This is a genomic window from Aeromonas fluvialis (assembly GCF_000819885.1).
Classification (GTDB): domain Bacteria; phylum Pseudomonadota; class Gammaproteobacteria; order Enterobacterales; family Aeromonadaceae; genus Aeromonas; species Aeromonas fluvialis.
On record NZ_CDBO01000067.1, the window covers coordinates 40,236 to 64,812 of the forward strand.

Sequence of the window (24,577 nt, forward strand, 5' to 3'; positions counted from 1 at the left end):
AACCGGCTAACTTTACCAATGCCCACCCCAATGGGCAAGCGCTCAAACTGTCGCCACTCAATCAGTCGCGACAAAAGTGCGAGTCATCACTCACTGGCTCGGGCTTACAAACGCTAATAAACAAGGTGTTAGGGGGATGCTGTTGCGCCAGCCCCCTTACACATCATTTACTGCAATACTTCGCGCCGATAAATAATTCTGTCATTCCCCCGGCTGGAGTCGAAACGAGCCTCACCTTGCAGGCTTGTCGGGTCAGACAACCACGTCGGCGAAGATGGCTGTTTTGCCAAATCGACACGATAGGGAATGACGACATCCGCATTGGGGGCAGAGAAATGAAAAATAATCTCGCCTTTTTTTGCCGTGGCTGAGCTGGCCGCCCCTTGTTGCCCGCTCAACGTTAGCGTACTGCTATAGGGCCGGGGTACATTACCGGTAACCTGGTAAGAAGAGCTCGCACTGTTAAAACTGATTTTGCGCTCTTTGTCTATCGGCGACTCACCGGGTAATGGATCAAAGCCATCATTTGCCAGCGAGAGCTGAGTACAGCTGTCCTCGTCGTTGGTCACCCATCCGCCCGGTTCAAAACGCTGCATCAGTAACGTCACCGGCAACTCGGCACTGTTCACACCACGATTTTTCCCGGCCAAAAGGCGGCCATACAACAGTTTTTGAGTACCCAGCCGCACCGCATTACACCCTTGCCCCGATTTGGAACAATCCCCAACTACTCCCGCATTCATATTCATCATCGCAAGCCGCGTATTACCGCCATCCTGATCATCGACTTTGAGACCAAAGCTCAACGTGGCGAAAGGTGCTTCTGGACTCGCTGCACGATCAAAGCGGGTATTCAGCCCCAAAGGTGACTGCTGATTAACGCTCGCAATACCACTTGCCCAGCTGAGCGAGGGAGATAGTGTAATACGCTTGTCACGCGCGACCCCATCCAGAGCATTCGCCGCCACCATCTCAGCAACCCCTTTAGCGAACGCCCCCTGATAGTTCTGTGTCGTCCCTTGCTGCAGATTGCGCGCAGTGAGTACAAAGCCGCTGGCAAAGGGCTGACTCATGTATGTAAAGACATTGCAGGCAGGCGTGATAAAACCACCACTCAAACTGTAATCCCAAGGCACGAAACGGCCCACCGGCTGGCTCTGGGCTGATGGGATGGTGTAATTGAAGTAGCCGTTGGCTGGCGGGGTCGCCGTCATTCTGAACACCCCCACCTCGCTGACTGACTGGGTGACCTTATTGAGATTGTTGCTGTCCATCCCGTTAGAGTGGTTATAGCTCGCTGTACCGACCTGCGCATTTTGCCCGGGAATCGGGGCAACCAGTTGAGTACCAAGAGCGATGTTAGTCAAAGCAAAGTTGGGCGTAGTCTGATTCCCTACGCAGATATCCCCATCATTGGCGGATTCCCAGGCCATCGCCTTGATATCTACCTGAAACGTCTCCCCCGCTTTTTTGAAGACCGGACAGCTGCTATCACCTGCCGCGCAGACCCCTTGCGGGGGTGTAATGCACAGGCCGACCGGACGTGCCACAAACTGATCGGCGCCTAGCATCACCAGACCGGCTTCACTGCCGGTGCCATCATAACGGGCATCCAGTTGCACCTTGCCCGCATCCGGATAATTAACCGTGATGGTCGACTGCCCCTGATCATTAAATGCGAGGGAGAGCGGTGTTGCAGCCCCCTGACTGGCACCAATCGCACTGCTATTGACGCTCATCTGGCTGTTATAGGGGTTACCGGTGGGGGAGATATAGCTGCTCCAGAACTTGACGCTCTTGGTCTGACTGGCAAACCCCGGCACACACTGCTTGGTCACATCGCTCTTTTTGATCGCCTTGATAGTCACCGTCTGCGGCTGGTTGGAATAAGTATCAGGCACATCGAAGAAGAAGCCGCTATCGGCAAAGTTCAGGGTACAGGCTGCCGCACTGGGCGTACCGGCCCCGGCCTTGCACAAGGTGGTACTGAATGGCTTGGTCGTCGGAGTCGAGCCGGAAACGCCTATAGTCACCGCGGTCGGCGTATTGTTGCGCAACTGCACCTTGGTCGAACCGCCGCTAAAGGTCACCGTATTGCCACCAATCCAACCATTGCTGGCAGAAGTAGGGGTAAGACTCAGGGTCGCAGTAACCGGGTCTGTGATAAGCGTGTTACAAGCGGCATCGGCGCACGCCTTGACCGTCACCGTCTCGGGATTGCAGGTCAGCGCCTGGCCAGAGTGATCGAGCTGAAAGTGGTCAATCTGCACCCCGACCGGATTGGAACGCAAGGCACAGATCTGCACATTGTCGAGTTCGTGAACGTTGGTTAAACCGCCTGTGGAACCGGTGAGAGAGAGCAAGAAATCGCTTGGAACCTGAGCCTGACCGCTCTGGTTTTGGGCATTGAACCCGTCGATCAGCGTGACATAACCACTCCCGCTATCGCGCTCCACTTTGACCATGGATTGTCCACTTATACGTGAGTCGATAGTCAGCTGATATTTGTGATTGGCACCACCATTGCCATCCACGCCAGGATTCAAACAGTTCGTATTTATATTGGTTGTCCCATCGTTACAGGTTCCTTTCAAATACCTGTAACCACTCGTGCCTGACCCCGACCCTCGAATAGCAACGGCTTGTCGGCGCCGCCCAACATTGTATGTGCCCCCCTCCCCTGAATAGTTGCCATACTCATCAAAACCAATACCCAGCCATCCTCCGGCAAACCCGGGAATGCGAGGCTTGAAACCATAGCCTAACGGCCCTCCAAAAGCGCCCGGTTGGGGGGTGACCTTGGCATCAGAAAACACGACAGCCATCCCATCAGCCCCGTTACCCCCATAGGCATAGTGGTTAAAGGTTATCGTCACCAGATTGTTGGCCGCAGGAAACAGACGTTGATACGTTGTCGATGTTGACTGGTCGCCAACCGCTTGGGTCAAACGCAAGCGACCACCGACAATAGAGGGGGTAAATGAGCCGCTGCTGGTTTTAACCACCCAATCACCGCTGAGCGAACCTGATGAAAAATCATCGTTAAAACAGGTTAACGGGGGAGGGGCAAAGAGGCTGTCATTAATCCGGGACTGCCCCTCCATAAACAGGTAACGGCTGGTAGTCCGTCCATTTATGACGGCACTATTGTTCAATGAAATCGTTTGATCCGCGTAAACATAGCCCGTCACCTGGCTGGTACCGGTCAATGTCAGATTGTTATAGGCGATCAGCAGCAAGCTGTTGCGAGCCGAGATGTTCACCAGGCTATCGCTGATGGTTGTACTCTGGTTGACAAAGATCCGCGCATTCCCTTGCAATACAATCTCCCCCCCTTGAACGAGGGACAGCCGATCGACCCAATAGTCGCCCTCGGTCAACACCAAACGGGCTCCACTGCCAATTTCCAGCGATTTGAACCGGTATTCGGAAAAGTTCGGGCTGGCACTGACAGTGCAGCGGGCATATAGCGCGACAGAACCATATTGGTTGCCGCTGCCTCCCAGCGTCAGATTGTCACCATTATTGCAGTACCCAATGCTGCCAGCCGTACCGTTACTGCTCAGAAACTCATTATTGCCATTCGTCGCCAGCCCCCGAATATCACTATTCGTGACGGTGCAGTAACGACCATCGCCACCGATAGCGGAATCACACCCCAGCGGGGGGCGCTCATAAGAGGAGTTGATACCACAAAACTGCAGGGCATTGCCTTGCGTGCCATTGACCCGGCTGGTGTTGTATTGCCGGAATTGGGGGGGGGTTATCTGATGACACGTATTGTTATTGTTGCCATGATGGCCCTGCGCCACCGCCGGGAAATAGGTGGCAATATCGACCGGTTCGAACGCGGCAACACAACCGCTTGCCAGCATCAGCGCACTGGCCATCAGAATACGCTTGAAGATCATGACTCGCCCTCCTCAAAGGCTTCCACCACCATCGAACGACTGACGGCAAAATCAGGATTGGCGCTTTTAAGGTCCGAGCTGCCACAGGTGCCGACACTCTCGAGACGGTAGCCCGGGCTGCTCTGGTTGTTATAGGTCACCGGTACCTTCCGGCAAATTACGGCTACCTGACAACCAACCAAGCCGGGATTGCTAAACTGAGGCGGGTCCTGCACCAAGCTGCATCGATCCGCAGGTGGCGCGGTCTGTCGGTTCGGAAAAAGCTGATACAGGGCAATCTCCAGCCCGCTCTGGGCGGCCAGCAGGGCGCGCACGCTGCGCACCTCCACGGTATTTTTCTCACCACTGTCGACCAGAAAACGGCCCATAGCAGCCGCCAGCAGGGCCATCACCACGATGACAAACAGGGCGATCATCAAGGCGCTGCCGCGCATCCGTCCGAAAGCCTGTGGATCAGGGCACATTGAACACCTCTATCTTGTGGTTGAAGGTGACCGACTCCCCCTTGCGCTCAAAAACAAAGCGCATGCCAAATCCCCCAGCTGCGTTAAAAGTCGAGGCAGAGGTTTCCCGATAGAAGACATTGCCAGGCCGGAGCGACTCAGCCATCAAGATCCCCAGAGGCAAGGTGCTGCCAGCGGCACTGATCCCGGCACTGGCGCGATATAAGGCACCATTTTGCACACAGTAACGCACCTGCTCTCGGGCAAAATAGACCCGACTGCCGGGCGACTGCCCATCCAGCGGCGCACCGCTATACCCTATTGTTTGGGCGCCAGAGATCACCGGACCCACTGGCCCCACCTGAGCCACGCAGCGGCCATAATCACAGCGGTCCCGTATCGTCTGCGTACCGCTGGATACGGGCTGGGGAAACACCACCAACCAGTCCTTGTTCTGCTCAACCGCTACCAGCGGCGCTACCATCACCAGCTCAAGAGAAGAAGCACTGCTCGACGGGCGATTGAGGGCAAGATAGCGGCCAGAGTTGCTGATCGGCCAGAACCGCAGACAGGGGCCTTGGTCCAGCCAGTTACCATCCTGATCTTCAATGCGCTCCGAGCCCGGCACCGCATCGCGCAATTCGCGGTTCAGCCGCTCCATGGCGAAGCGGGCATCGCTCATCAGTTGCTCACGACTGCTGGCATCACCATAAATCTGGGTGCCGATACCGATAAACTGGCTGGTAAAGGTGGCCATGATCCCCAGCAGCAGGATCACCATCACCAACTCGACCAAGGTAAAACCCTGGGTACGCGGTAGGTTGGTGCTGAGCCTGCGAAGCCCAACACCGAAAGTCTGGGTTGGCACAGACTTGCCCATCAGTAGTTCCCCCGGTAGAGGGCAAAGTCGAGCACACTCCCATCCGGCAGCTTCACCTGCAGATCGATGCGTTTGCCCATCGAACAGCGGTCGCTACAACTATCGAAGCTGCCATCCGCTTTAAACACCACAGCACTCACCGCAATTTTCACCTGATAGTTGGGGTACTCGTCGCCACTGTCGCCCGCCGAGGTCTGGGTAAACCAGCTGGCATCGCGCCAGTTACCTGCAGTATCAAAGTCATCCACATCGTTGTAGGCATAAGGCGCCGGCTCACCATCGGGGCCATACAGGCTGGGCTGCCAAACAGTCATCGCCGGAACAGGAGGCCTCTGGGTACAGGCCACGCCAACAGGGCAGCTGCAGTCCCCGTAAAACTGGTCATCGAAGGTCTCGCCACAGCGATAACGACCACCGTTATGGTCTGATTTTTCATCAAACGACTTTTGCAGGATTTCGCCAGCCAGACGCTGGGCCAGCTGAGCGGCACGCACCTGTTGCACCGGGTCCACCGCCTGCGGCGCCTGATTGATAAGCAGCCCCAAGATGCCGGTCAAGGCCACCGCCAGCAGCACGATGCCGACGATCAGCTCAATCAGGGTGAAACCGCGCTTAAGGGATCTCATGAATAAACCCCTCGGATTCAATCTTGATACGGCTGGTTTCGCGGCCATCACTTACCAGCAAGGTACAACCGTTGGCACCGGCACAGCTGCCTAGCGGTCTGCCCATCTGATCGAAACGCAGCACGAAGCGGTTGTTGTTATCAAGGGAGATGGAGATACCGGCAGAGGGCGTAACCAGTCGACCACGGGTCTCCAACTGGGGAGTCCAGCCACTATTGGTATCCAGATCATCGCTGGCGGGACACGCCGCATAAGTACGGTGGGCAAAACGGGGAGAGGCAACCACCAGCTGAGTACAGCGGTCGGCGGGTTCATGCATATTGACGGTCTGTACCAGCCGCAACCGGGTCAGCAGCTCGTCACGCACGGTTTGAGTTTCAAAGCCGCCTTTGCCCAGCCATTTGGGCACGGCAAAGGCGGCCAGAATCCCGATTAGCAAGATCACCAGTACCAATTCAATCAGGGTAAAGCCCTTGGTTGCAGGCATGGGGTTCCTCATCAGGGAGAAGAAAAAACGAGGCCGAAGCCTCGCCTTTTTAACAATTACTGACCGCAATCAGTACTGACGGCGATGGAAGGGACACCACCTACAGCAGTAATAGTATTCGCATAAGTCACAGCACACTTACTGTTAGGTTCGTTGCTGGGTTTAAAAGTACCAGGAGTACCAGATACTTCACTCCAGCCATCCAGAGCAACTGTTTTACCTGCATCTGTGGTGAGTGGGTAACCAAATTTGGTGTTAACTGTGGTTCCGGCTACAGAAACAGCACCAGAGGTACCCTCAATTCCCAGAATGGCAGCTTTGCTATATACCAACTGGGACGAGCTTTGCAGAGATGCCTTCACGCCATTGGCAGCAGCCAGACGAGCATCATCCTGCAGATTCAGGAACTTGGGTGCAGCGGTGACCGCCAGAATACCCAGAATGATGATCACGATAACCAGTTCGATCAGGGTAAAACCCGCCTGTTTTTTCATTTCACTTTCCTCTGTTAATTAATATTGGTGGTCACCTGACCGGAGGCCGGGCGGTAACTGAAACTCATAAATGCATCAGTCTTGCCTTGCGGATCCTGATACTTGCCATCACTGCCCTTACTCAAACTATTGACCAGATAGTAACGGCAGACCGAATCCAGTCCATTACTGCTCGCCGTGGCATAGTATTTCAGGTCATTGCCGCTACCACGCACTTCATTGAAGCTGGCCGTAGCCTTGGGCGGGTTTTGCAACAACCCCTCCCAAATATTGAGACAACGTTCGGCTGTCAGATTAGCCGGATCCACATCCGGATTACCGCTGGCAACGGTATCCATGGGATAGCCGGGCGATAGCTCGCCGTTGCTGATCTGGGTTTCGGTCGGAGTGGTCAGATAGAAGCGACTGCCGTCATAGAGTACGGTATTGAGACTGTCCTGTTTGGCGCGACCTTCCGCCTCCCATTGCGCCCGCACCAGTGAAACGCCGGTGGCAAAACCGCCAGAGACCCCTTCTACGCTGGCCTTTTTCGCTTCGTCAGTCACATCGAGAAAGCGCGGCAGCGCAGTCACTGCCAGGATCCCCAGGATCACGATAACGATCACCAGCTCAATGAGGGAGAAGCCGGCGGCCCGTCTCATCATCCCCTGTTCCGGCATTGTTGGTGCCATTGGTTTCATTGTCATGCTCCCTCCGTAATGGCCCGCATTATTTCATGCATACCTAAAAAAATCATGTAGTTGGGTCATATGATTAGTTTCATTCAAGGCTTTTTCATCACCCGCCCGTCAGAAAAATGATAAATCAGCCAATCACCATCCCACCCCATCTCGCACCCACTGCCATCGGGGCGGGCCAGAACCTGCAACGGGGGCATGCCACCCGCCGTCTCACCCACCAATGCCAGCCACAACTGACGACAATTTTCTGATGGGGATTGCAGGGGCAATAACCCCAGTGGCCAACCACGCTCATCAAATTGCCAACCACGACCCGCGCTATGCAGGGTGTCGGGGCGCCGCTCATCAAGCCAAATGCCGTGCAAACGCTGTGCCCGCTCGGCAAATTGCTCCCCCAGCAAGGTGAGAGTGAGCTGCTGCGCCTCTTCCCGATGGCCCTGATAGCTGCGTACCAGGGTCGTGGCGATCACCATCAGCAGGATGATCACGGCGATCTGCCGATATCCGGCCAGCCAGCGATCATCCTGCTCGCTCTGTCTGCTCATCCGCCCCTCGACTCCATTGCCCTGTGGCCTCTTACGACGCGCATCATGTCCCACCACTCAAGCGTGAATATGCCGAGTTACTTGCCTCTTACGACGCTCATCATGTCCCACCACTCAAGCGTGAAGATGCCGAGTTACTTGCCTCTTACGGCGCTCATCATGTCCCACCACTCAAGCGTGAAGATGCCGAGTTACTTGCCTCTTACGACGCGCATCATGTCCCACCACTCAAGCGTGAAGATGCCGAGTTACTTGCCTCTTACGGCGCTCATCATGTCCCACATCGGTGTAAAGATACCGAGCGCCAGGATCAGCACCATGACTGCCACGATCCCGATCAGGATCGGCTCGATGCGGGCGGTGAGACTCTTGAGGTCATAATCCACCTCCCGCTCGTAATACTCGGCCGCTTCATGGAGCAGGTCATCAACCTGACCGGTCTCCTCCCCCACGGCGATCATCTGCATCACCAGCGGCGTAAACAGGCCGCTGCTGCTGGCGGTGCGCAGCAGGCTCTCACCCCGCTCGATACCAACGCGCATATCCCGCACCCGCCCTGCAACATAAGCGTTATCCACCGCGTCGGCCACCAGGGTCAGCGCCGTGTTGAGCGGCACGCCAGCCTTGAGCATCATGGAAAAACTGCGGGCAAAACGGGCCAGCAGGGAGCGCTCTATGATGGTGCCGACGATGGGCAACTTGAGTTGCCAGCGGTGCCAGGTCAGCTTGCCACCGGTGGTGGCGACCCAGCGGCGCCAGCCAAACACCATCCCCGCCACAATGGCGAGCAGCAGCCACCAGTAGTGGACAAAAAAGTGCGAGGTGGCGAGCAGAATGCGGGTCGCCAGCGGCAACTCCACCCCGAATTTGGCGAACATGCCGGCAAACACCGGGATCACCATGACGTTGAGGATCACCATGGCGATACCGATGGCAATCATCACGAAGCTGGGGTAACGCATCGCGGTCTTGATCCGCTTGCGGGTCTCCAGCTCCAGCTCGAAATAGGTAGCCAGCTGCAAAAAGGCCTCTTCCAGCTGACCGGTGTTCTCACCCACATGGATAATGGCGACAAACAGGCTGCTGAATACCTTGGGGTGCGCCTGCATCGAGCTGGAGAGCGGACGACCGTTGCCAAGATCTTCCCCCAGCGAGTGAAGCGCCCGCTTGAGCGGCTTGCTGTGGGTGCTCTCCTCCAGCCCGGCGATGGCGCGCAGGATCGGGATCCCCGCCCGGGTCAGGGCATACATCTGGCGGCTGAAGATCACCAGCTCGTCCAGCTTGACGCCCCCTTCCAGCAACAAAGACCAGTCGATGGCGGCGGATTTGGCCTTGCCCGGTTTGAGCTCGGTGGGCATCACCCCGCGGCGCATCAGCTGCTCGGCGGCAGCCATCTCGTTGGCCGCGTCGACCACGCCGCTGGTGGCATTGCCCTGGCTGTCGCGTCCCTTGTAGGCAAAGTTGGCCATCGCTTACCCCAAATCCTCGGCCAGCCTCAGCACCTCGTCCACCGAGGTGATCCCTTGACGGGCATAATCGAGCGCAGTGAGGGCCAACGGCCGATAGTGTGCGTGTTCGCGGGCGGCTTTGGCGAACCCTTGTGCATCATTGCGGCGCAAGGCATCCATCATCGGCTGATCCAGCTCCAGCAGCTCGTAGACCCCGACCCGACCGGCGTAGCCGGTAAAGTTGCAGCTCTGGCAACCCCGTCCCTTGTGATAGGTATACTGGCCGGGCACCTCGCCACAGAGCACGGTGAGCCAGGTGGCCTGTCCTTCGTCCGGCGCCTTCTCGCTGGCGCAGTGCTCACATACCCGCCGTACCAGACGCTGGGCAACCACGGCCCGCAGGGCGCTCGCCACCAGATAGCCGGGCGCGCCCATGTCGATGAGACGCAGGGCACTGGTCACCGCATCGTTGGTGTGCAAAGTGGTCAGCACCAGGTGACCGGTGATGGCACCGCGCAGGCCTATCTCCACCGTCTCGTTGTCCCGCATCTCGCCCACCAGCAGGATATCCGGATCCTGACGCAGAGTGGTGCGCAACACGTGGGAGAAGGTGAGGCCTATCTTGGGATTGACCTGAACCTGATTGACGCGGGGCAAGCGATACTCCACCGGATCTTCGACCGTGATGATCTTGTTGCTGGACTGATTGAGCTCGGAGAGGGCGCCATAGAGGGTGGTGGTTTTGCCGCTACCGGTCGGGCCGGTCACCAGGATCATGCCGTGGGGGCGTTTTAGCTGGCGACGGAAACGGGTCAGGATATCGGGCGGCATGCCGGTCTCGCTCAGCGACAGGATGCCGGAGGATTGATCCAGCAGCCGCATGACCACCGACTCACCGTACTGCACCGGCATGGTGGACATCCGCACATCCACATCGCGGCCACGCACCTTCATGTTAAAGCGACCATCCTGCGGCAAGCGCTTCTCGGAGATGTCGAGCCCCGCTACCAGCTTGAGGCGCAACACCAGCGCCTGGGCGATGCGCACCTCGTTGAGGATGTTCTCGTGGAGGATGCCGTCGATCCGCTGGCGAATACGCAGCACCTTCTCGTCCGGCTCGATATGGATATCCGAGGCCCCCACCTGCACCGCGTCCTCGAACAGGGAACGCAGCAGCTTGGCCACCGTTGCCTCCCCCTCGTCGGCCACCCTCAGGTTGCTGGCCCCCAGCTCGAAACCGGTGTCCTGGTACTCCTCCTGCAATTGCTCGGCGAAGCTCTCGATCTCGCGGGTACGGCGATAGAGGCGGTCGAAATACTCCAGCAATTGCCCTTCCCGCGCCACCGCCAGCACCATCTCGCGCGGGCTCAGCAGGGCGGCGATGGCATCAAGAGCGCTCAAGTCAGCCGGATCCGACATCGCCACCGTCACCTTGTTGTCGGTGAGGTTAACCACCAGCGCCCGATAACGGCGCGCCTGCACTTCGGGCAGCAGCGGCACCGCGGCCGCGTCGATGGTGAGGTTGTTAAGATCGAAGAAGGGCACATCCAGCTGGCGGGCGAGGAACTGCAGCAGTTGCACCTCACTGATAAAGCCGAGGTCGATCAGGGTGGTGCCCAGCTTGCGGCCGGTCTGACGCTGCTGCTGCAGGGCAAGCTGCAACTGATCATCAGAGATGATCTGCTCTTGTACCAGCAGGTCGCCGAGGCGCATTTTCAGTCTGGGTTGTGCCATGTTTGCTCCGATCTCTGTTACTTCACACCCGTTGCCGCATTTGATTAGGCTTCGCTAATCGAAATTGCGGTTTATCAAGGGGTTAGTTGGCCAATTCGTTGTTCCAGCCAGTTGGTCGATGCCTCGCCGAGGTTGCCGTGCAGCAGGGCGTTGCGATAGGCATCGAGCGCACGCTGGCTGTGCCCCTGACCATCCTCGGCCACGCCGAGACCCAGCCACCAGCGCCCCTGATCCGGCTGCTGGCGTAGCAGCTCCACATAGAGCACCGCCGCCTCGGCATTCTGGCCCAGCTCCTGGGTCAGTCCCGCCCAGGTGGCGTAGTAGTCCAGGTTGCTGGCGAGATCCGGCTGATAACCGGACAACCAGCCAAGCGCCTGCTGCTGCTGCCCCTCGCTGATAGCAAGGCGGGCCAGCAGCAGACGAAAATCGGCCTGTTGGGGATCGAGCAGGATCCCCTCCTCCAGCAGCTGGCGCGCCTCGGTCAGGCGGCCCTCGCCATAGAGCAAGCCAGCCAGCTGCTCACGCGCCCCCTGGTTGTAGGGGTCGTGGGCCAGCACCTGATAGTAGTTGTCCTGCGCATCCCGCAGGCTTCCCTTGGCCATGGCGGTAGTCGCCTTGCGCTCCGCCAGCGCCGCCAGCTCCTTGGCCGACAGTTCCACCGTCTCGATCTTCAATACGCCCGGTTTGCGCGGCGCGCTAGCAACGGCCTGCTGCTCTGCCGCCAGTTCGGCGTAAAGCTCGGGTTGCAGCTCTTCATCGGTCGGCTCCGACTCGTCAAAATGACTGGAAGCATCAAAAGGGGCACCATAGGCCGTGTCGCCAGCCTCGTGTTCCCCAACCTCATCGTTCGCGTCATCCTGACTTGGCAGCGGCAGCACGGCCGCCACCTCAACCGGCTCGGGCTGGCTGACTGGCCCAGCGGCCCTTGTCACCACATCGGGAGCCACCGCATCAGGGTTGACCACTTCGCTGGCGGTGACTACAGGATGAGTCTGCTGCCAGTAGATCCAGGTTCGCCAACCGAGGATCCCCAGTGCCAGACCGCAGATCAGGGTCAACAGCAACATCCACCACCCCTGCTGGTGTGCAGGGGCAATATAGACGGCTGCACCTTCGGATCCTTGCTGGCGCTGATCCAGGTCTTTCAGCATCTGGTTGATGACGCTCATGGCCAGACTCCATAAGCCAGGGCGCACCCCAGCAACAGTAACAAGGGCCACCAGCGCCTTGGCGCAAAGCGGCTGGCATCGTCGGTATCGCGAATGGCAAGCCGCACCAGATGGCTGTCGATCCGGCGCGCACCCTGACCGTAGGCCAGCATCAGACACTTGTGCGCCAGGATATTGATCAGTCTCGGGATCCCCCGCGAGGCCCGCCACAGCATCCGCATTGCGCGGCCGGCAAACAACGGTGCCCCGCGATAACCGGAGACCTGCAATCTGTGCTCCAGATAGGCGCGGGTCTCGTCAAAGCGCAGCGGCCGCAGGCAGTAGGAGAAGCCAATCCGCTGGCGCAGTTGGCGCAGATGCGGCTTGGCCAGTCTGGCATCCAGCTCCGGCTGACCGAACAGCACGATCTGCAGCAGCTTGCTCGATTCGGTCTCCAGATTGCCGAACAGGCGGATCGCCTCCAGCGTCTCGTCCGGCAGCGCTTGCGCCTCGTCGATCAACACCACCACCCTACTGCCCTGCTGGTGCAGGCTGATCAGGTGACGATGGATGCGATCGGTCAGATCCAGCTCGCTCTGATCCCGCACCGCCAACCCCAGCTCCAGTGCCAGCGCGATACGCAGCTCGGCCGGCGCGAGATGGGGATTGGGCAACCAGGCCAGACGCACCGGGCGCGCTTCCGAGCCCAGCTCGCTGAGCAACTTGCGGCAGAGCAGGGTCTTGCCGGTGCCCACCTCGCCGGTCACCTTGATAAAGCCCTCCCCCTGCGCCAGCGCCCAGTTGAGCACCTGCAGCGCCTCTTCGTGAGGTGGCAGGCCGTAGTAGAAGCCGGTATTGGGAGTAAGGCCGAAGGGGGCCTCCTGCAGACCAAAGTGGTTCAGGTACATGCCGTCAGCTCCCGCACACAAGCAGGGCGGCCTGCAACAGACCACCCGCGAGCACCAAACCATGGGGCAAAACCGGATCCGCGCTCATACCATCAACCCTTGGAGGGATACCATTTGTCAAGCAGATCGGCGGAGCGCTGCAGCTCGTTCTGCCAGGTATCTTTCCCCACCACGGTCGGCTTGAGCAGGATCACCAGCTCCACCTTTCTGGAGCCTTCGCGGCGATTGGTGAAGGCCTCTCCGACCCAGGGGATGTCGCCGAGCAGGGGGACCTTGCTGACGATCTCCTGCTTGTCGGTCTTCATCAGGCCGCCGATGACGATGATGTCGCCGTTGTTGGCCTGCACCACGGTATCTGATTCCCGAATGGAGCTTCTGGCCAGTGGCAGCTCCAGCTTGCCACCTGTGGTTCCCATATCGATCACCTTGTTCTGCTCCTCGGTGTCGATGACGGAGGGGTGGATGTGCAGCAGGACCTTGCCCTCTTCGTCGATCTGCGGTGTCACATCCAGGGCGATGCCGGAGAAGAAGGGGGTCAGCTCCACGTTGGGGGTCTTGTCGGAGACCCCGGAGGAGTTGGTGGTGATGGTGGTCGAGGCGTTGGTGACGAAATACTCGTCCGTCCCCACCTTGATCACCGCCTTCTGGTTGTTGGTCGCCGTTACCCGCGGGCTCGAAAGGGTATTCACATCCCCCTGGGTCTTGAGCAGGTTAACCGCCACGTTGAAGTTGCCGTCCGAGATTTTGAAACCCGCGCCACCACCCAGCGCGGTAAAGATCTGGTTGGGGGTGATGGGTAATGTGGAGGGGGACAGTGAACCACCGCCAGTGATCCCCTTGTTGCCGTCCCAACTGGCGGAGAGACCGCTCCAGTCTACACCCTGCTCATACCCTTCGCTAAGGGCGACTTCGATGATCCGCGCCTCCAGCACCACTTGCCGTTTGAGGTGGCTCTCGGACTGATTGAGGAATTCACGCACCGCCTTGAGCTCTTTCGGATAGGCGCGAATGGTCACCAGACCCGCCTGCGGGCTGGTGATCACGGCGCGGCCATCGCCAGAACCAATCAGAGTCTGCAGAGAGTCACGTAGATCGGTCCAATAGTCGCTGTTGGTATCGGTCTCGATCCGGGTGCCGTTGTTATTGTCGCCACCCGAGTTGTTGCTGGATGAGCTGTTGCTGCTGCCGCTGTTGTTGGACGCGCTGTCGAAGCTATTGTTATTGCTGCTGTTATTGCTGTCATTGGACGTCACCCCTCCGGTGCTGACCGAAGTGCGGGAGAGACCGCGTCGGGACATCATCAGGTAGTTGACCGGGATAGTTTCGGTACGCAGGCCCGCCGGATAGATATGGAATACATTGCCCTTGCGCTGTACGTCAAAGCCATACATGTCGCCCAACACCGCCAGCACTTCCGGCAGAGTCACATCCTTGAGCTCGACGGAGACCAGCCCGGCCACCCCGGGGTGCACCGCCACGCTGTAACGTGAGCCCTTGAACAGGGAACCGAAAAACTCCACCGCCTCCACATCGTGCGCCGCAATGCGCAACCGCTTCTCCGGCATACCGACCGGCATCTGCGGCCGGTTCAACTGCAGCAATTCACTTTGCACCGATTTGGGCAAGGTGGTCAGAGGGGCAGCCTGCTTCTGCTGTTCGTTCATGGCCTGTTTGAGGGCATCCTTGGCCTGGGTCGGCTCGGGGTGCTGATACGTGGTACAGCCTGCAGCCATCATGGCCACGGTGATCAGACAGAGACGGTGTTTTTTCATGTAATTAGGGCACCCTGACTTGCAATTAAACTCGATAAAGCCGATCCACCTCTCGAGAGGCAAGCACGACTCAAACCCGGATCTTGCTGGCAAACAGTGTTACCGCATGGCGTTTTCCCGCCTTTTCCAGCACCACGGCATCGGCATTGATGGCCACCAGCGTATAGCCGTCCACCTGTTGTCCGACCCGATAACTCTTGCCATTAAGTACTGCCAGTGCCGGGCCATTGCCCAGTACGACACTCTGCAGCTTCGGCAAACCGGCACTGCTCTCACCGGTCGCACGGGCGTCAACCGCCACATCCGCCAGCGGCGCGGTGGGATCCTGCAATACTTCGACCTGCTGTGCCTGTACCAGCAAGCTGAACAGGCAACAGCACAACGCACACACTCTAGCCACGGATAAACTCCTTGCTGGTACTCAGGGTGTAGATCTCCATCTCCACCACCGCGCCGGGATAGGCTTTGACCTGATAGTCGAACTGCTTCCAGTAGAAGTGACGCGGCAAGGCTTCCAGCGCTTTAAGATATTGATACACATCGAAATAGCCGCCTTCAAGCTGAAGCCGGATACCATGCTTGTAGAGATTGACCTTCTGCTCCCCCGCCATCAGCGGGGTCGGCTCCAGCGAACTGAGGGCCAGCATGTGAAGACTGGCGGAGCGGGAGAGCAGCGCCTCCAGCACCAGCGGCATCTCGTGCGCCGGGATCAGATCGACGGTCTGGGCCTTTAGCTCATCATCGATCCGGGCCAGATCCGCGTCGACCTGTGCCAGCTGGTCATGCACCCCCTGATTGGGATCCCGCTTGAGCCGGGCCTGTTTGCCGAGGTTCTCCAGCGCCATGATCTCGAGGTCGCGCTCGGCGGCGCTCAAGGCCATGCGATCCTGCTGCAGACGGGTATCGGCGCCTTCGAGCCAGCCGTAGAGTCCAGCCGCGCCCAACAGTACCAGACCGGTCAGCAGGATCAACACCCGCTCCCGCTGGCTCAACAGGGCGATACGCTGGCCCCATGCCTGCCATTGTCCTTTCAGGTTCATCAGGGTTTCTCCCGCGCAATACCGCTCAACTGGAAGGTCAGGCGACCCTCCTTGTCACGGCCGAGGGTCAGCTCACCAAACTCTTTGCCCACCAGACTCGGGGTCTGCTTGAAGCGGTTGACCCAGGCTGGTACATCCTGACTGCGGCCAGCAAAGCCGGAGAGGTTGATCCGCCCTTCGTTGATCTCGATGCGCTGCAACGAGAGGTTGCTGTTGCGAATGCGGGAGAGATCCGCCATCACGCTGGCGTAGCCCTGGGATTTTTGCAGGGCCAGGCTGCCCAATTGGCGCATCAGCCCCTGCTTGGCTGTCAGTTCATCCTGCTTGTTGGCCAGTTGCTGTTGCAGCCGGGGATCTGCCTGATGGCGCGTCAGCTCGGCATCGAGCCGCTGCGCCTCGCCGCGCTTGAGCTCAAGCTCGGCAGAGCGTTGCGCCAGCGCCCGGCTGACCTGTTGCTGCTGCCAGCTGTAACCGACCCCCGTCAGCAGGATCAGCAGCAGCGCAAAGCCCCACACCAGCGCCATCTGATTGAGGCTGGCCCACTGCAGCTTGGGGCGAAACTCGGCGCCATAGAGGTTTATCTGACGTTTCATCACGCATCCTCCCCGATGGCGGCAGCGTAGGCAGAAAGGTACTCAACGCCAGCCAGCAACATTGTCTTGTTGGCCATGGCAGCGAGGGGGATTAACACACTCATTGATCATCCCCCAATGCGGCGGCATAGGCAGAAAGGTATTCGACGCCGGCTAGGACCGCCTTGTTGGCCATGGCGGAGACGGCAAAGCCGAAGGTCTGCTCCATGTGGCGCACCAGGGTACCGATAAAGGGCGAGGCGACGGCAAACTGCATCTGCCCCAGCTCGGGCAATTTCAGCTGGCCCGCCAGATAGTCGAGGGAGCGCTGGATCTCCAGCGCCAGTGAATCGAGCTGCATGGTATCCGGTTCCTGTTCGCCGGTCAGGCTGGTGAAACCGCGCAGCTGGCGGGAGAAGCAGAGCCCCCCCAGATGGAACACCAGCAGTTGCATATCCTGCCCCTTGGGCTGCCACAGCAGCATGCGCACCGTCTCGTCAGCGTCATAGAGAGAGGTGAGCGCCAATTCGTCGCTGATGATGGATTGCAGGGTGGCGATGCCGTTGATGGCATCGGCCAGCTGTTGCACCCGGCTCTTGGGCAGGCAGATCACATTAATGCGCGGACGACCGGCAGGTGGGGTGGGCAAGTCCACATAGTCCATCGCCAGTTGCAGCACGGGTTCGCTGACATAGTCCTTGATGGCCCAGGGGAGCGCCCCCGCCATCTCGGCGTCAGGCACGGCAGGCTTGTCGATCTGGATCTGTTGATAAAGGCTGGCGGCGAGGGCTACCCGCACTTTAGACTTGGCCAAGCCATGGCGGCTGAACAGCTCGCTCATGGCCACTGCCCACTCCTGTGGGCCGTTGATGGTGCGCGTCGCGAAGAGAGGGGGATTGCCCACCGCGGCCAGCATGATCCTGTCATTGGCCAGCAAGAGCCCGACCTGGCGGCTTGGCGTCGACCGTCTGAACAGTTGTTTCATGTAAGCCCGCCCATCATAATTGGTTAAATGATTGAAATATTAACATAAACAGCAGATTAGCCTCCATATTAAAAGACGGACTCACCATTGCAAGCCAACCTGTCAGCCGAGCCAGAGGGTCAAGCCATCCTCCCTTCTCCCCTGCAACGCCTCCACCATCCGTTGCTGACCCGCCATGGTGTCGAGCTCTGGTGCAAGCGGGATGATCTGATCCATCCGGCCATCTCCGGCAACAAGTGGCGCAAGCTCAAGTACCACCGGCTGCATGCCAGAGAGCACGGCAAACACCATCTGCTCTCGTTCGGTGGCGCCTACTCCAATCATATCCACGCACTGGCGGCTGCCGGATACCAGGCTGGTATCCACACGACCGGTATCATAAGGGGCGAAGCCGATGCCGTCAGTAACGCCACCCTGAGGGATGCCAGACGCTGGGGGATGGATCTCGTTTTCGTCGACCGCCAGAGCTACCGGCGGCGGCAGGATCCCGACTGGCTGGCTCAATTCGAGGCGCCAGATACCCTGATCGTGCCGGAAGGGGGTAGCAGCCCGCTGGCCATCCCCGGCGTAGCGGAACTGGTCGACGAAGTGCCCTTCTCGCCGGATCTCTGGGTACTGCCCTGCGCCAGCGGCGGCACCCTGGCGGGCCTGATCGCCGGCAAACGGGATCGGGAGCAGATCCTCGCCATTGCGGTACTGAAAGGAGGCGGCTTTATCGCTGACGAGGTGTGCCGCCTCCATCCCGCGGCAACCAATATCCCCGGCTGGCGCATCGCGCTCGATCACCACGATGGTGGCTATGCCAAGTTCAGCCCGGCCCTCTGGCAGTGGGTGCAGAATTTCAGCGCCACGACCGATCTGCCCCTTGAGCCTATCTACAGCGGCAAGGCAATGTGGGGGCTGTTTCGCGAGCTGGCGGCAGGCCGCATCGCCCCCGGCAGCAAGATCGTCTTTATCCATACCGGTGGCATGCAGGGGTTGGCCGGGCTGCGGGAGCAGGGGCGACTGTGAGCGGAGCCTGACCGCCACTGAAAACCAGAGAGGGTCACCCCACGGCAACCCTGTTTACCTCAACCGCCAGTCGGCTCGAGCACCAACCGCCGGGGCTCGGCAAACCATGGCCCCTGGCCGGCATGTACCCCGAGGTGGCGCAACATCTTCCACTCGTCGCCGCTCTCCACCCCCACCGCCAGCACCCGGGTGCGGGTATTGGCACAGCCCCCCACCAGACTGCGCACCGCCATCTGGTTGACCTGACGGGTGTGGATCTCCCGCACCAGGCTGGGGTGCAGCTTGAGGAAGTTGATCTCGAACTCCTTGATGTACTGGGTGCTCACCACATCCTGGCCGGCGTGATCGATGGCCAACTGGCAGCCCAGCATCCGCAAGGAGCGCAGTGGTCGCTTGAGCGCCTCGAAGTGGCGGGTCACCTGGGATTCCGAGAGTTGCAGGATCAGCCGCTCGTTGGTACTGCGCGGCAACTGGAACAGGGCGAAGAAGAGCCAACGCTGGAACTCGCGGTTGAGCAAACTCTGGGCACTCAGGGTCAGACTGATGGGACAGCTCTGCTCGGAACGCTGGCGCAGTAACACTAGGGTTTGCTCCGCCACCCGCCGATCCAGTTGCAGCAACAGGCCCACCTTCTCCGCCATCGGCATGAAGATGCCGGTTTGCAGCTCCCGACCTTGCTCGTCATGGATATAGGTAAGCAGATCCTGCTGCAGCACCCCCTGACCCCGATCCTGCTGGACCGATTGGGTATAAAAATCGATCCCCTGCTCTTCGAGACGGCGACTGATGAGGGTACGCCAGCGCACCGTCCCCTTGCTGCTCTGCTCCTCATCCAGCTGCTTCTCATAGAGGAACCAACCGTTGTGCCCCTGCAGACGGGCACTCTTGAGGGCCAGCTCGGCCTCCTCCTGCACCTTGAGCAGGGTATCTTGCGCCTGGTAGCAGACGGCCCCGATATAGATGGCCGTCTCCGGATTGGCCTGCTGCGGCCAGTGCAGCCGTTGCAGACTCTTGAGCAACTGGCTGGCACTGTCCACCATCTCGCTCTCCGACATGTTGGGCAGCAACACCGCAAAGACATACCCGGCATAACGTGCCTGTAGGGCACCGTTATGCTTGCGCACAAACGCACTGATCACGGCACTCGCTTCCAGCAGCAGTTCGTGCCCCTGCTGCTCGAACTGCTCCGCCTCCAGCTCTTCCAGACAGGCGAGTTCGATCAGCAGTACGCCGCCACTCATCACGCTCGCCTCCATGATGGCGCTCTCGAGCCGGTTATCGAAGAAAAGGCGGTTGCCGATGCCGGTCATCTTGTCGACGAAGGCATTGCTGCGAATGAAGTTGTCGAAGCGGCTGCGTTCCTTGCGGGCATCCGCCAGTTCGGCCAGTAGGTGATCCAGGGCCTTGCTAGCGGCCAACGGCCACTCCTCGGACGGATCGTGAGCCAGCTTGGCGAGCTTATCATCGAGGATCAACTGGGCACGGATACCGAGCAGCTCGGCCCCACGCAACTGCTGGCGCAACCAGCGGATGGAGTACCAGAGACCGAACACCACGATAAAGATACCGAACGAGATGCCCGACATCGCCTTGATGGAGTACTCCGCCTCCTTGAAGGGGCGCTCCAGTTTGAAGTTGGCCAGCATACCGGCCTGATGGGACAGCGGGTGGCTGTATGGCTCCAGCAGTTGTTCGTCGACCGGATTGCGCACATCGCGGAACCAGTAGACCCGCTGGTTATTCTGGCGCACCTCCAGCTCTACCACATGGGCGGCCCGCAGCAAGGTGGGCAGCCAGTGGCTCATGTCTTCCATGTCGTGGGCGACATCAAGCTGCTTGTCGATCACTTCAACCAGCGCATCGACCTTCTTTTGCTGCAACTCCATGCCCAGCTCGCGAAAGCTGAACACTCCGCCAATCAGCACGGTCGCCATGGCTGCGATCACGCACAGGGTGATAAATGAGACAAGCTGTGTTGTGAGTTTCATGCGCCTTTCCGTATGCCCAACATCATCCATGTTGCGTCATGGTAGCAGCGGCGTTCGGGCCACAGCTATGGATGAAGATCCCGCTTCTGCAATTTAAGCGGGCAAGCATAACCAAAGCACAGGAAGAATACCAAGGATGACGGGCGGCAAGCAGGCGGGAAGGGATGACTGACAGAAAAATGGTCCCTCAAAGGGGACCAAAAGGAACACTCATATCAAAACTAACACTCTGTGCTACTGACAAAAAAGCAGATACAGGAGTATTGAACACACGGTGAGTCAAACCGCAAAGATACTGTAAAGCAGTTCGGATAAGTTGGGCAATTGTAATTTATGACAGGTCAACGATTGAATCTTTTTTAGGTCGACAACAGAAACGTTTAAGATCATACAGTTAAAAAATAGATCAATAAGCTTGACCGGCGGGACTCAAATTGATCATTCTAATGCACTATGATGGCATGGCCCATCTGTGTCTCGTGAAACTGGCAGGTACTTCCTTTGCATCAATCACCCGTCTGGATCGCTCTGTTGCTGTTAGTCCTGCCTATCGTGGGCAGCCAGTTTCTCGGCCTGTGGTTTGCCAAGCCGATGGCCTTTCATCCCCTACCCTTCTCCCGCCAGGGGAGAAGGGGGACCAAGGCTTACAGGCTGGGCAGCACCCCGGCCGGCAGCAGATCGTTGTAGCTGGCTCGGCCCAGCAGGGCGGCGGCCGCTTCGATATCCGGCGCAAAGTACCTGTCCTTGTCGTAGAAGCTCACCTCTGTCCGCAGTCGTCCCTTGGCCTGCTCGATCAGCTCGGTACTACGCAACGGCGCGCGAAAATCGAGCCCCTGGGCGGCAGCCAGCAGCTCGACCGCCAGAATGCCACGGGTGTTCTCGGCCATGTCCGCCAGCCGGCGACCGGCGAAGGTGGCCATGGATACGTGATCTTCCTGGTTGGCCGAGGTGGGCAGGCTGTCCACCGAGGCTGGGTGGGCCAAGGTCTTGTTCTCGGAGGCGAGCGCCGCCGAGGTGACCTGGGCGATCATAAAGCCGGAATTTACGCCCCCATTGTTGACCAGGAAGGGAGGCAGACCCGACATGCGCGAGTCGATGAGCAGGGCCATGCGACGCTCGGACAAGGAGCCGATCTCGGCGATGGCCAGCGCCAGGTTGTCGGCGGCGAAGGCCACGGGCTCAGCGTGGAAGTTGCCACCTGAGATGATCTCCTCGTCATCGGCGAACACCAGCGGGTTGTCAGAGACCGCGTTGGCTTCGCACACCAATACCTCGGCCGCCTGACGGATCTGGGTCAGGCAGGCGCCCATCACCTGAGGCTGGCAGCGCAATGAGTAGGGATCCTGCACCTTCTCGCAGTTGTGGTGAGACATGCCGATCTCGCTGAGATCCCCGAGCAGGTGGCGGTAGCAGCTGGCCGCGTCGATCTGGCCGCGCTGGCCGCGCACCGCGTGGATGCGGGCATCGAACGGACGGCGGCTGCCGAGCGCCGCCTCGACGCTCATGGCACCGATGACGGTGGCGCCGGCGTAGAGATCCTCGGCGTGGAACAAGCCTTCCAGCGCGAAGGCGGTGCTCGCCTGGGTGCCATTGAGCAGGGCCAGCCCCTCTTTCGGCGCCAGGGCGATGGGCTCAAGCCCGGCGATGCGCAGGGCCTCGGCTGCGGCGATCTCGCGCCCGTCGTGACGGGCCTTGCCCTCACCGATCAGCAGGCAGCTCATATGGGCCAGCGGCGCCAGATCGCCGGAGGCGCCGACGGAGCCCTTCTTCGGCACCACAGGGTAGACCTCGGCGTTGATGAGGCGCATCAGGGCCTCCAGCACCGTCAGCCGGATGCCGGAGAAGCCCCGCGCCAGGGAGTTGAGCTTGAGTACCATCATCAGCCGCACGGTGGCGTCATCCATATAGGTGCCGATGCCCGCAGCATGGGAGAGCACGATGGAGCGCTGCAGCTCGTCCAGCTGCTCCACCGGAATGCGGGTGTTGGCCAGCAGGCCAAAGCCGGTGTTGATGCCATACACCACCCGGTTCTGTTCGATCACCTTGGTAACCACGGCAGCGGAGGCGTGGATCCCCGCCAGCGCGGCGGGATCCAGTGAAACATGTACCGGCTCGCGGCTGACGCGACGCAGGGTGGCGAGATCCAGCTCACCCGGGGTAATAGTCAATTCAAACATGGTGTTACACCTTTCCTTTGACACCGTTGGCGCCATCAATCATCGGCAGATCCAGTTTCGCCTCGTGGGCGCAGTTGATGGCAATCTCGTAGCCCGCATCGGCGTGACGCATCACCCCGGTGGCCGGGTCGTTGCGCAGCACCCGACCGACCCGCTTGGCAGCGTCATCGGTGCCATCACAGACGATCACCACACCGGAGTGCTGGGAGAAGCCCATGCCGACCCCGCCGCCGTGGTGCAGGGAGACCCAGGTCGCACCGCCCGCGGTGTTGAGCAGAGCGTTGAGCAGCGGCCAGTCGGAGACGGCATCGGAGCCATCCATCATGGCTTCGGTCTCGCGGTTGGGGCTCGCCACCGAGCCGGAGTCGAGGTGGTCGCGGCCAATCACGATAGGCGCCTTCAGCTCGCCATTTTTCACCATCTCGTTGAAAGCCAGACCGAGCCGTACCCGATCCTTGACCCCGACCCAGCAGATCCGCGCCGGCAGCCCCTGAAACGCGATGCGCTCGCGGGCCATGTCGAGCCAGTTGTGCAGGTGAGGATCATCGGGGATCAGCTCTTTCACCTTCTGATCGGTCTTGTAGATATCTTCCGGATCGCCGGAGAGGGCCACCCAGCGGAACGGACCGATCCCCTGGCAGAACAGCGGACGGATATAGGCGGGGACGAAACCGGGGAAGTCGAACGCGTTCGCCACTCCCTCCTCCAACGCCATCTGGCGGATGTTGTTACCGTAGTCCAGAGTCGCCGCGCCACGGGCCTGCAGGGCCAGCATGGCCTCGACCTGGCTCGCCATGGAGCGGCGGGCGGCCACGTTAACCTCTTGCGGTGCGCTCTGTTGCAACTCGCGCCACTTTGCAACGCTCCAACCCTGCGGCAGGTAGCCGTGCACCGGATCGTGGGCAGAGGTCTGGTCGGTCACTACATCCGGGGTGATGCCACGGGCCACCAGTTCGGCGAACACATCGGCGGCGTTGCCGAGCAGGCCGACGGAGACGGCAGTGCCACTGCGTTTAGCCTCTTCGACCATGGCCAGCGCCTCATCCAGGCTGTGAGCCTTCTTGTCTACATAGCGGGTACGCAGACGAAAATCGATGCGGGTCTCGTCGCACTCGACGGCGATCATCGAGAAACCGGCCATGGTCGCAGCCAGCGGCTGGGCGCCGCCCATGCCACCGAGACCGCCGGTGAGGATCCAGCGACCTGATGGCTCGCCGTTGAAGTGCTGGTTGGCCACCGCGAAGAAGGTCTCGTAGGTACCCTGCACGATCCCCTGAGTACCGATATAGATCCAGGAACCGGCAGTCATCTGGCCGTACATCATCAGGCCCTTCTTATCGAGCTCGTTGAAGTGCTCCCAGTTGGCCCAGTGCGGCACCAGGTTGGAGTTGGCGATCAGCACCCGCGGCGCATCCTTGTGGGTCTGGAACACCCCGACCGGCTTGCCGGATTGCACCAGCAGGGTCTGATCCTCCTCAAGGCGGGTCAGCACCTCGACGATCTTGTCGAAGCAGGCCCAGTTGCGGGCGGCACGGCCGATCCCGCCATAGACCACCAGCGACTGGGGATGCTCCGCCACGTCCGGATCCAGGTTGTTCATCAACATGCGCAAGGGCGCTTCGGTGAGCCAGCTCTTGGCGGTCAGTGCGGTGCCGCGCGGGGCACGGATCACGCGGCTCGGGTCCGTTCTGGAATCAGAGCGAGGCTCCTGGTTTTGCAGGGACATAG

21 protein-coding genes are annotated in these 24,577 nt (G+C 59.7%); 1 reads left to right on the forward strand and 20 read right to left on the reverse strand.

The features are described from left to right. Positions 1 to 167 precede the first annotated feature (167 nt). From BN1125_RS14000 to BN1125_RS14080, 17 genes are all read right to left on the reverse strand, one after another. Positions 168 to 3,911, reverse strand: a complete 3,744-nt coding sequence (locus BN1125_RS14000; protein WP_244268504.1) for a DUF6701 domain-containing protein — start codon at positions 3,909 to 3,911, stop codon at positions 168 to 170. Next, the gene (locus tag BN1125_RS14005; RefSeq protein ID WP_042013003.1) at positions 3,908 to 4,375 is read right to left on the reverse strand and encodes an MSHA biogenesis protein MshP; all 468 of its coding nucleotides are present in this window, start codon (positions 4,373 to 4,375) and stop codon (positions 3,908 to 3,910) included. Before BN1125_RS14005 ends, BN1125_RS14000 begins: the two co-directional genes overlap by 4 nt. Beyond that, the gene (locus BN1125_RS14010) at positions 4,365 to 5,234 is read right to left on the reverse strand and encodes a PilW family protein (RefSeq protein WP_084202318.1); all 870 of its coding nucleotides are present in this window, start codon (positions 5,232 to 5,234) and stop codon (positions 4,365 to 4,367) included. Before BN1125_RS14010 ends, BN1125_RS14005 begins: the two co-directional genes overlap by 11 nt. Next, a complete protein-coding gene (locus BN1125_RS14015; RefSeq protein WP_042013005.1) occupies positions 5,234 to 5,860 on the reverse strand; it encodes a type IV pilus modification PilV family protein in 627 nt (208 codons plus the stop codon). Before BN1125_RS14015 ends, BN1125_RS14010 begins: the two co-directional genes overlap by 1 nt. After that, positions 5,847 to 6,347 (reverse strand): prepilin-type N-terminal cleavage/methylation domain-containing protein, encoded by a 501-nt coding sequence (locus BN1125_RS14020; protein ID WP_042013006.1) that lies wholly within the window; start codon positions 6,345 to 6,347, stop codon positions 5,847 to 5,849. The genes BN1125_RS14015 and BN1125_RS14020 overlap by 14 nt, the downstream gene beginning before the upstream one ends. 56 nt (positions 6,348 to 6,403) lie before the next feature. After that, positions 6,404 to 6,841, reverse strand: a complete 438-nt coding sequence (locus BN1125_RS14025) for a prepilin-type N-terminal cleavage/methylation domain-containing protein (protein WP_042013007.1) — start codon at positions 6,839 to 6,841, stop codon at positions 6,404 to 6,406. Between the two features lie 14 nt (positions 6,842 to 6,855). Beyond that, entirely contained in the window at positions 6,856 to 7,527 is a 672-nt protein-coding gene (locus BN1125_RS14030; RefSeq protein ID WP_042013009.1) for a prepilin-type N-terminal cleavage/methylation domain-containing protein, read from the reverse strand. Positions 7,528 to 7,604: 77 nt separating this feature from the next. After that, entirely contained in the window at positions 7,605 to 8,066 is a 462-nt protein-coding gene (locus BN1125_RS14035; RefSeq protein ID WP_042013011.1) for a hypothetical protein, read from the reverse strand. A gap of 248 nt (positions 8,067 to 8,314) precedes the next feature. Then, entirely contained in the window at positions 8,315 to 9,535 is a 1,221-nt protein-coding gene (locus tag BN1125_RS14040) for a type II secretion system F family protein (protein ID WP_042013012.1), read from the reverse strand. Between the two features lie 3 nt (positions 9,536 to 9,538). Next, positions 9,539 to 11,248 (reverse strand): MSHA fimbrial ATPase MshE, encoded by a 1,710-nt coding sequence (mshE, locus tag BN1125_RS14045; RefSeq protein ID WP_042013013.1) that lies wholly within the window; start codon positions 11,246 to 11,248, stop codon positions 9,539 to 9,541. A 74-nt stretch (positions 11,249 to 11,322) separates the two neighbouring features. Beyond that, positions 11,323 to 12,417 (reverse strand): tetratricopeptide repeat protein, encoded by a 1,095-nt coding sequence (locus tag BN1125_RS14050; protein ID WP_042013014.1) that lies wholly within the window; start codon positions 12,415 to 12,417, stop codon positions 11,323 to 11,325. Further along, complete coding sequence (gene mshM / locus BN1125_RS14055) at positions 12,414 to 13,304, reverse strand: MSHA fimbrial biogenesis protein MshM (RefSeq protein ID WP_042013015.1); 891 nt, start codon at positions 13,302 to 13,304, stop codon at positions 12,414 to 12,416. The genes BN1125_RS14050 and mshM overlap by 4 nt, the downstream gene beginning before the upstream one ends. A gap of 92 nt (positions 13,305 to 13,396) precedes the next feature. Then, positions 13,397 to 15,076, reverse strand: coding sequence for a pilus (MSHA type) biogenesis protein MshL (gene mshL, locus BN1125_RS14060; protein ID WP_042013017.1), 1,680 nt, complete (start codon positions 15,074 to 15,076; stop codon positions 13,397 to 13,399). Positions 15,077 to 15,146: 70 nt separating this feature from the next. Beyond that, positions 15,147 to 15,476: a SctD/MshK family protein gene (locus BN1125_RS14065; protein ID WP_042013018.1), complete on the reverse strand. Its 330-nt coding sequence runs from the start codon at positions 15,474 to 15,476 to the stop codon at positions 15,147 to 15,149. Then, positions 15,469 to 16,116: a hypothetical protein gene (locus BN1125_RS14070; RefSeq protein WP_042013019.1), complete on the reverse strand. Its 648-nt coding sequence runs from the start codon at positions 16,114 to 16,116 to the stop codon at positions 15,469 to 15,471. The genes BN1125_RS14065 and BN1125_RS14070 overlap by 8 nt, the downstream gene beginning before the upstream one ends. Then, complete coding sequence (locus BN1125_RS14075) at positions 16,116 to 16,709, reverse strand: PilN domain-containing protein (RefSeq protein ID WP_042013021.1); 594 nt, start codon at positions 16,707 to 16,709, stop codon at positions 16,116 to 16,118. Before BN1125_RS14075 ends, BN1125_RS14070 begins: the two co-directional genes overlap by 1 nt. A gap of 100 nt (positions 16,710 to 16,809) precedes the next feature. Next, complete coding sequence (locus BN1125_RS14080; RefSeq protein WP_042013022.1) at positions 16,810 to 17,673, reverse strand: hypothetical protein; 864 nt, start codon at positions 17,671 to 17,673, stop codon at positions 16,810 to 16,812. Between the two features lie 87 nt (positions 17,674 to 17,760). On the opposite strand from BN1125_RS14080, the gene BN1125_RS14085 reads away from it, so the two are divergent. Continuing rightward, positions 17,761 to 18,684, forward strand: a complete 924-nt coding sequence (locus BN1125_RS14085; protein ID WP_042013023.1) for a 1-aminocyclopropane-1-carboxylate deaminase/D-cysteine desulfhydrase — start codon at positions 17,761 to 17,763, stop codon at positions 18,682 to 18,684. 59 nt (positions 18,685 to 18,743) lie between these two features. Here the strand turns inward: BN1125_RS14085 and BN1125_RS14090 are convergent, their stop codons facing one another. The 3 genes from BN1125_RS14090 to hutU all read right to left on the reverse strand — a co-directional run bounded on the left by BN1125_RS14090 (position 18,744) and on the right by hutU (position 24,575). Beyond that, entirely contained in the window at positions 18,744 to 20,672 is a 1,929-nt protein-coding gene (locus tag BN1125_RS14090) for an EAL domain-containing protein (protein ID WP_042013024.1), read from the reverse strand. Between the two features lie 644 nt (positions 20,673 to 21,316). Next, a complete protein-coding gene (gene hutH / locus BN1125_RS14095; RefSeq protein WP_042013025.1) occupies positions 21,317 to 22,849 on the reverse strand; it encodes a histidine ammonia-lyase in 1,533 nt (510 codons plus the stop codon). Between the two features lie 4 nt (positions 22,850 to 22,853). Beyond that, positions 22,854 to 24,575, reverse strand: coding sequence for a urocanate hydratase (gene hutU, locus BN1125_RS14100; protein ID WP_042013027.1), 1,722 nt, complete (start codon positions 24,573 to 24,575; stop codon positions 22,854 to 22,856). Positions 24,576 to 24,577: the final 2 nt, after the last annotated feature.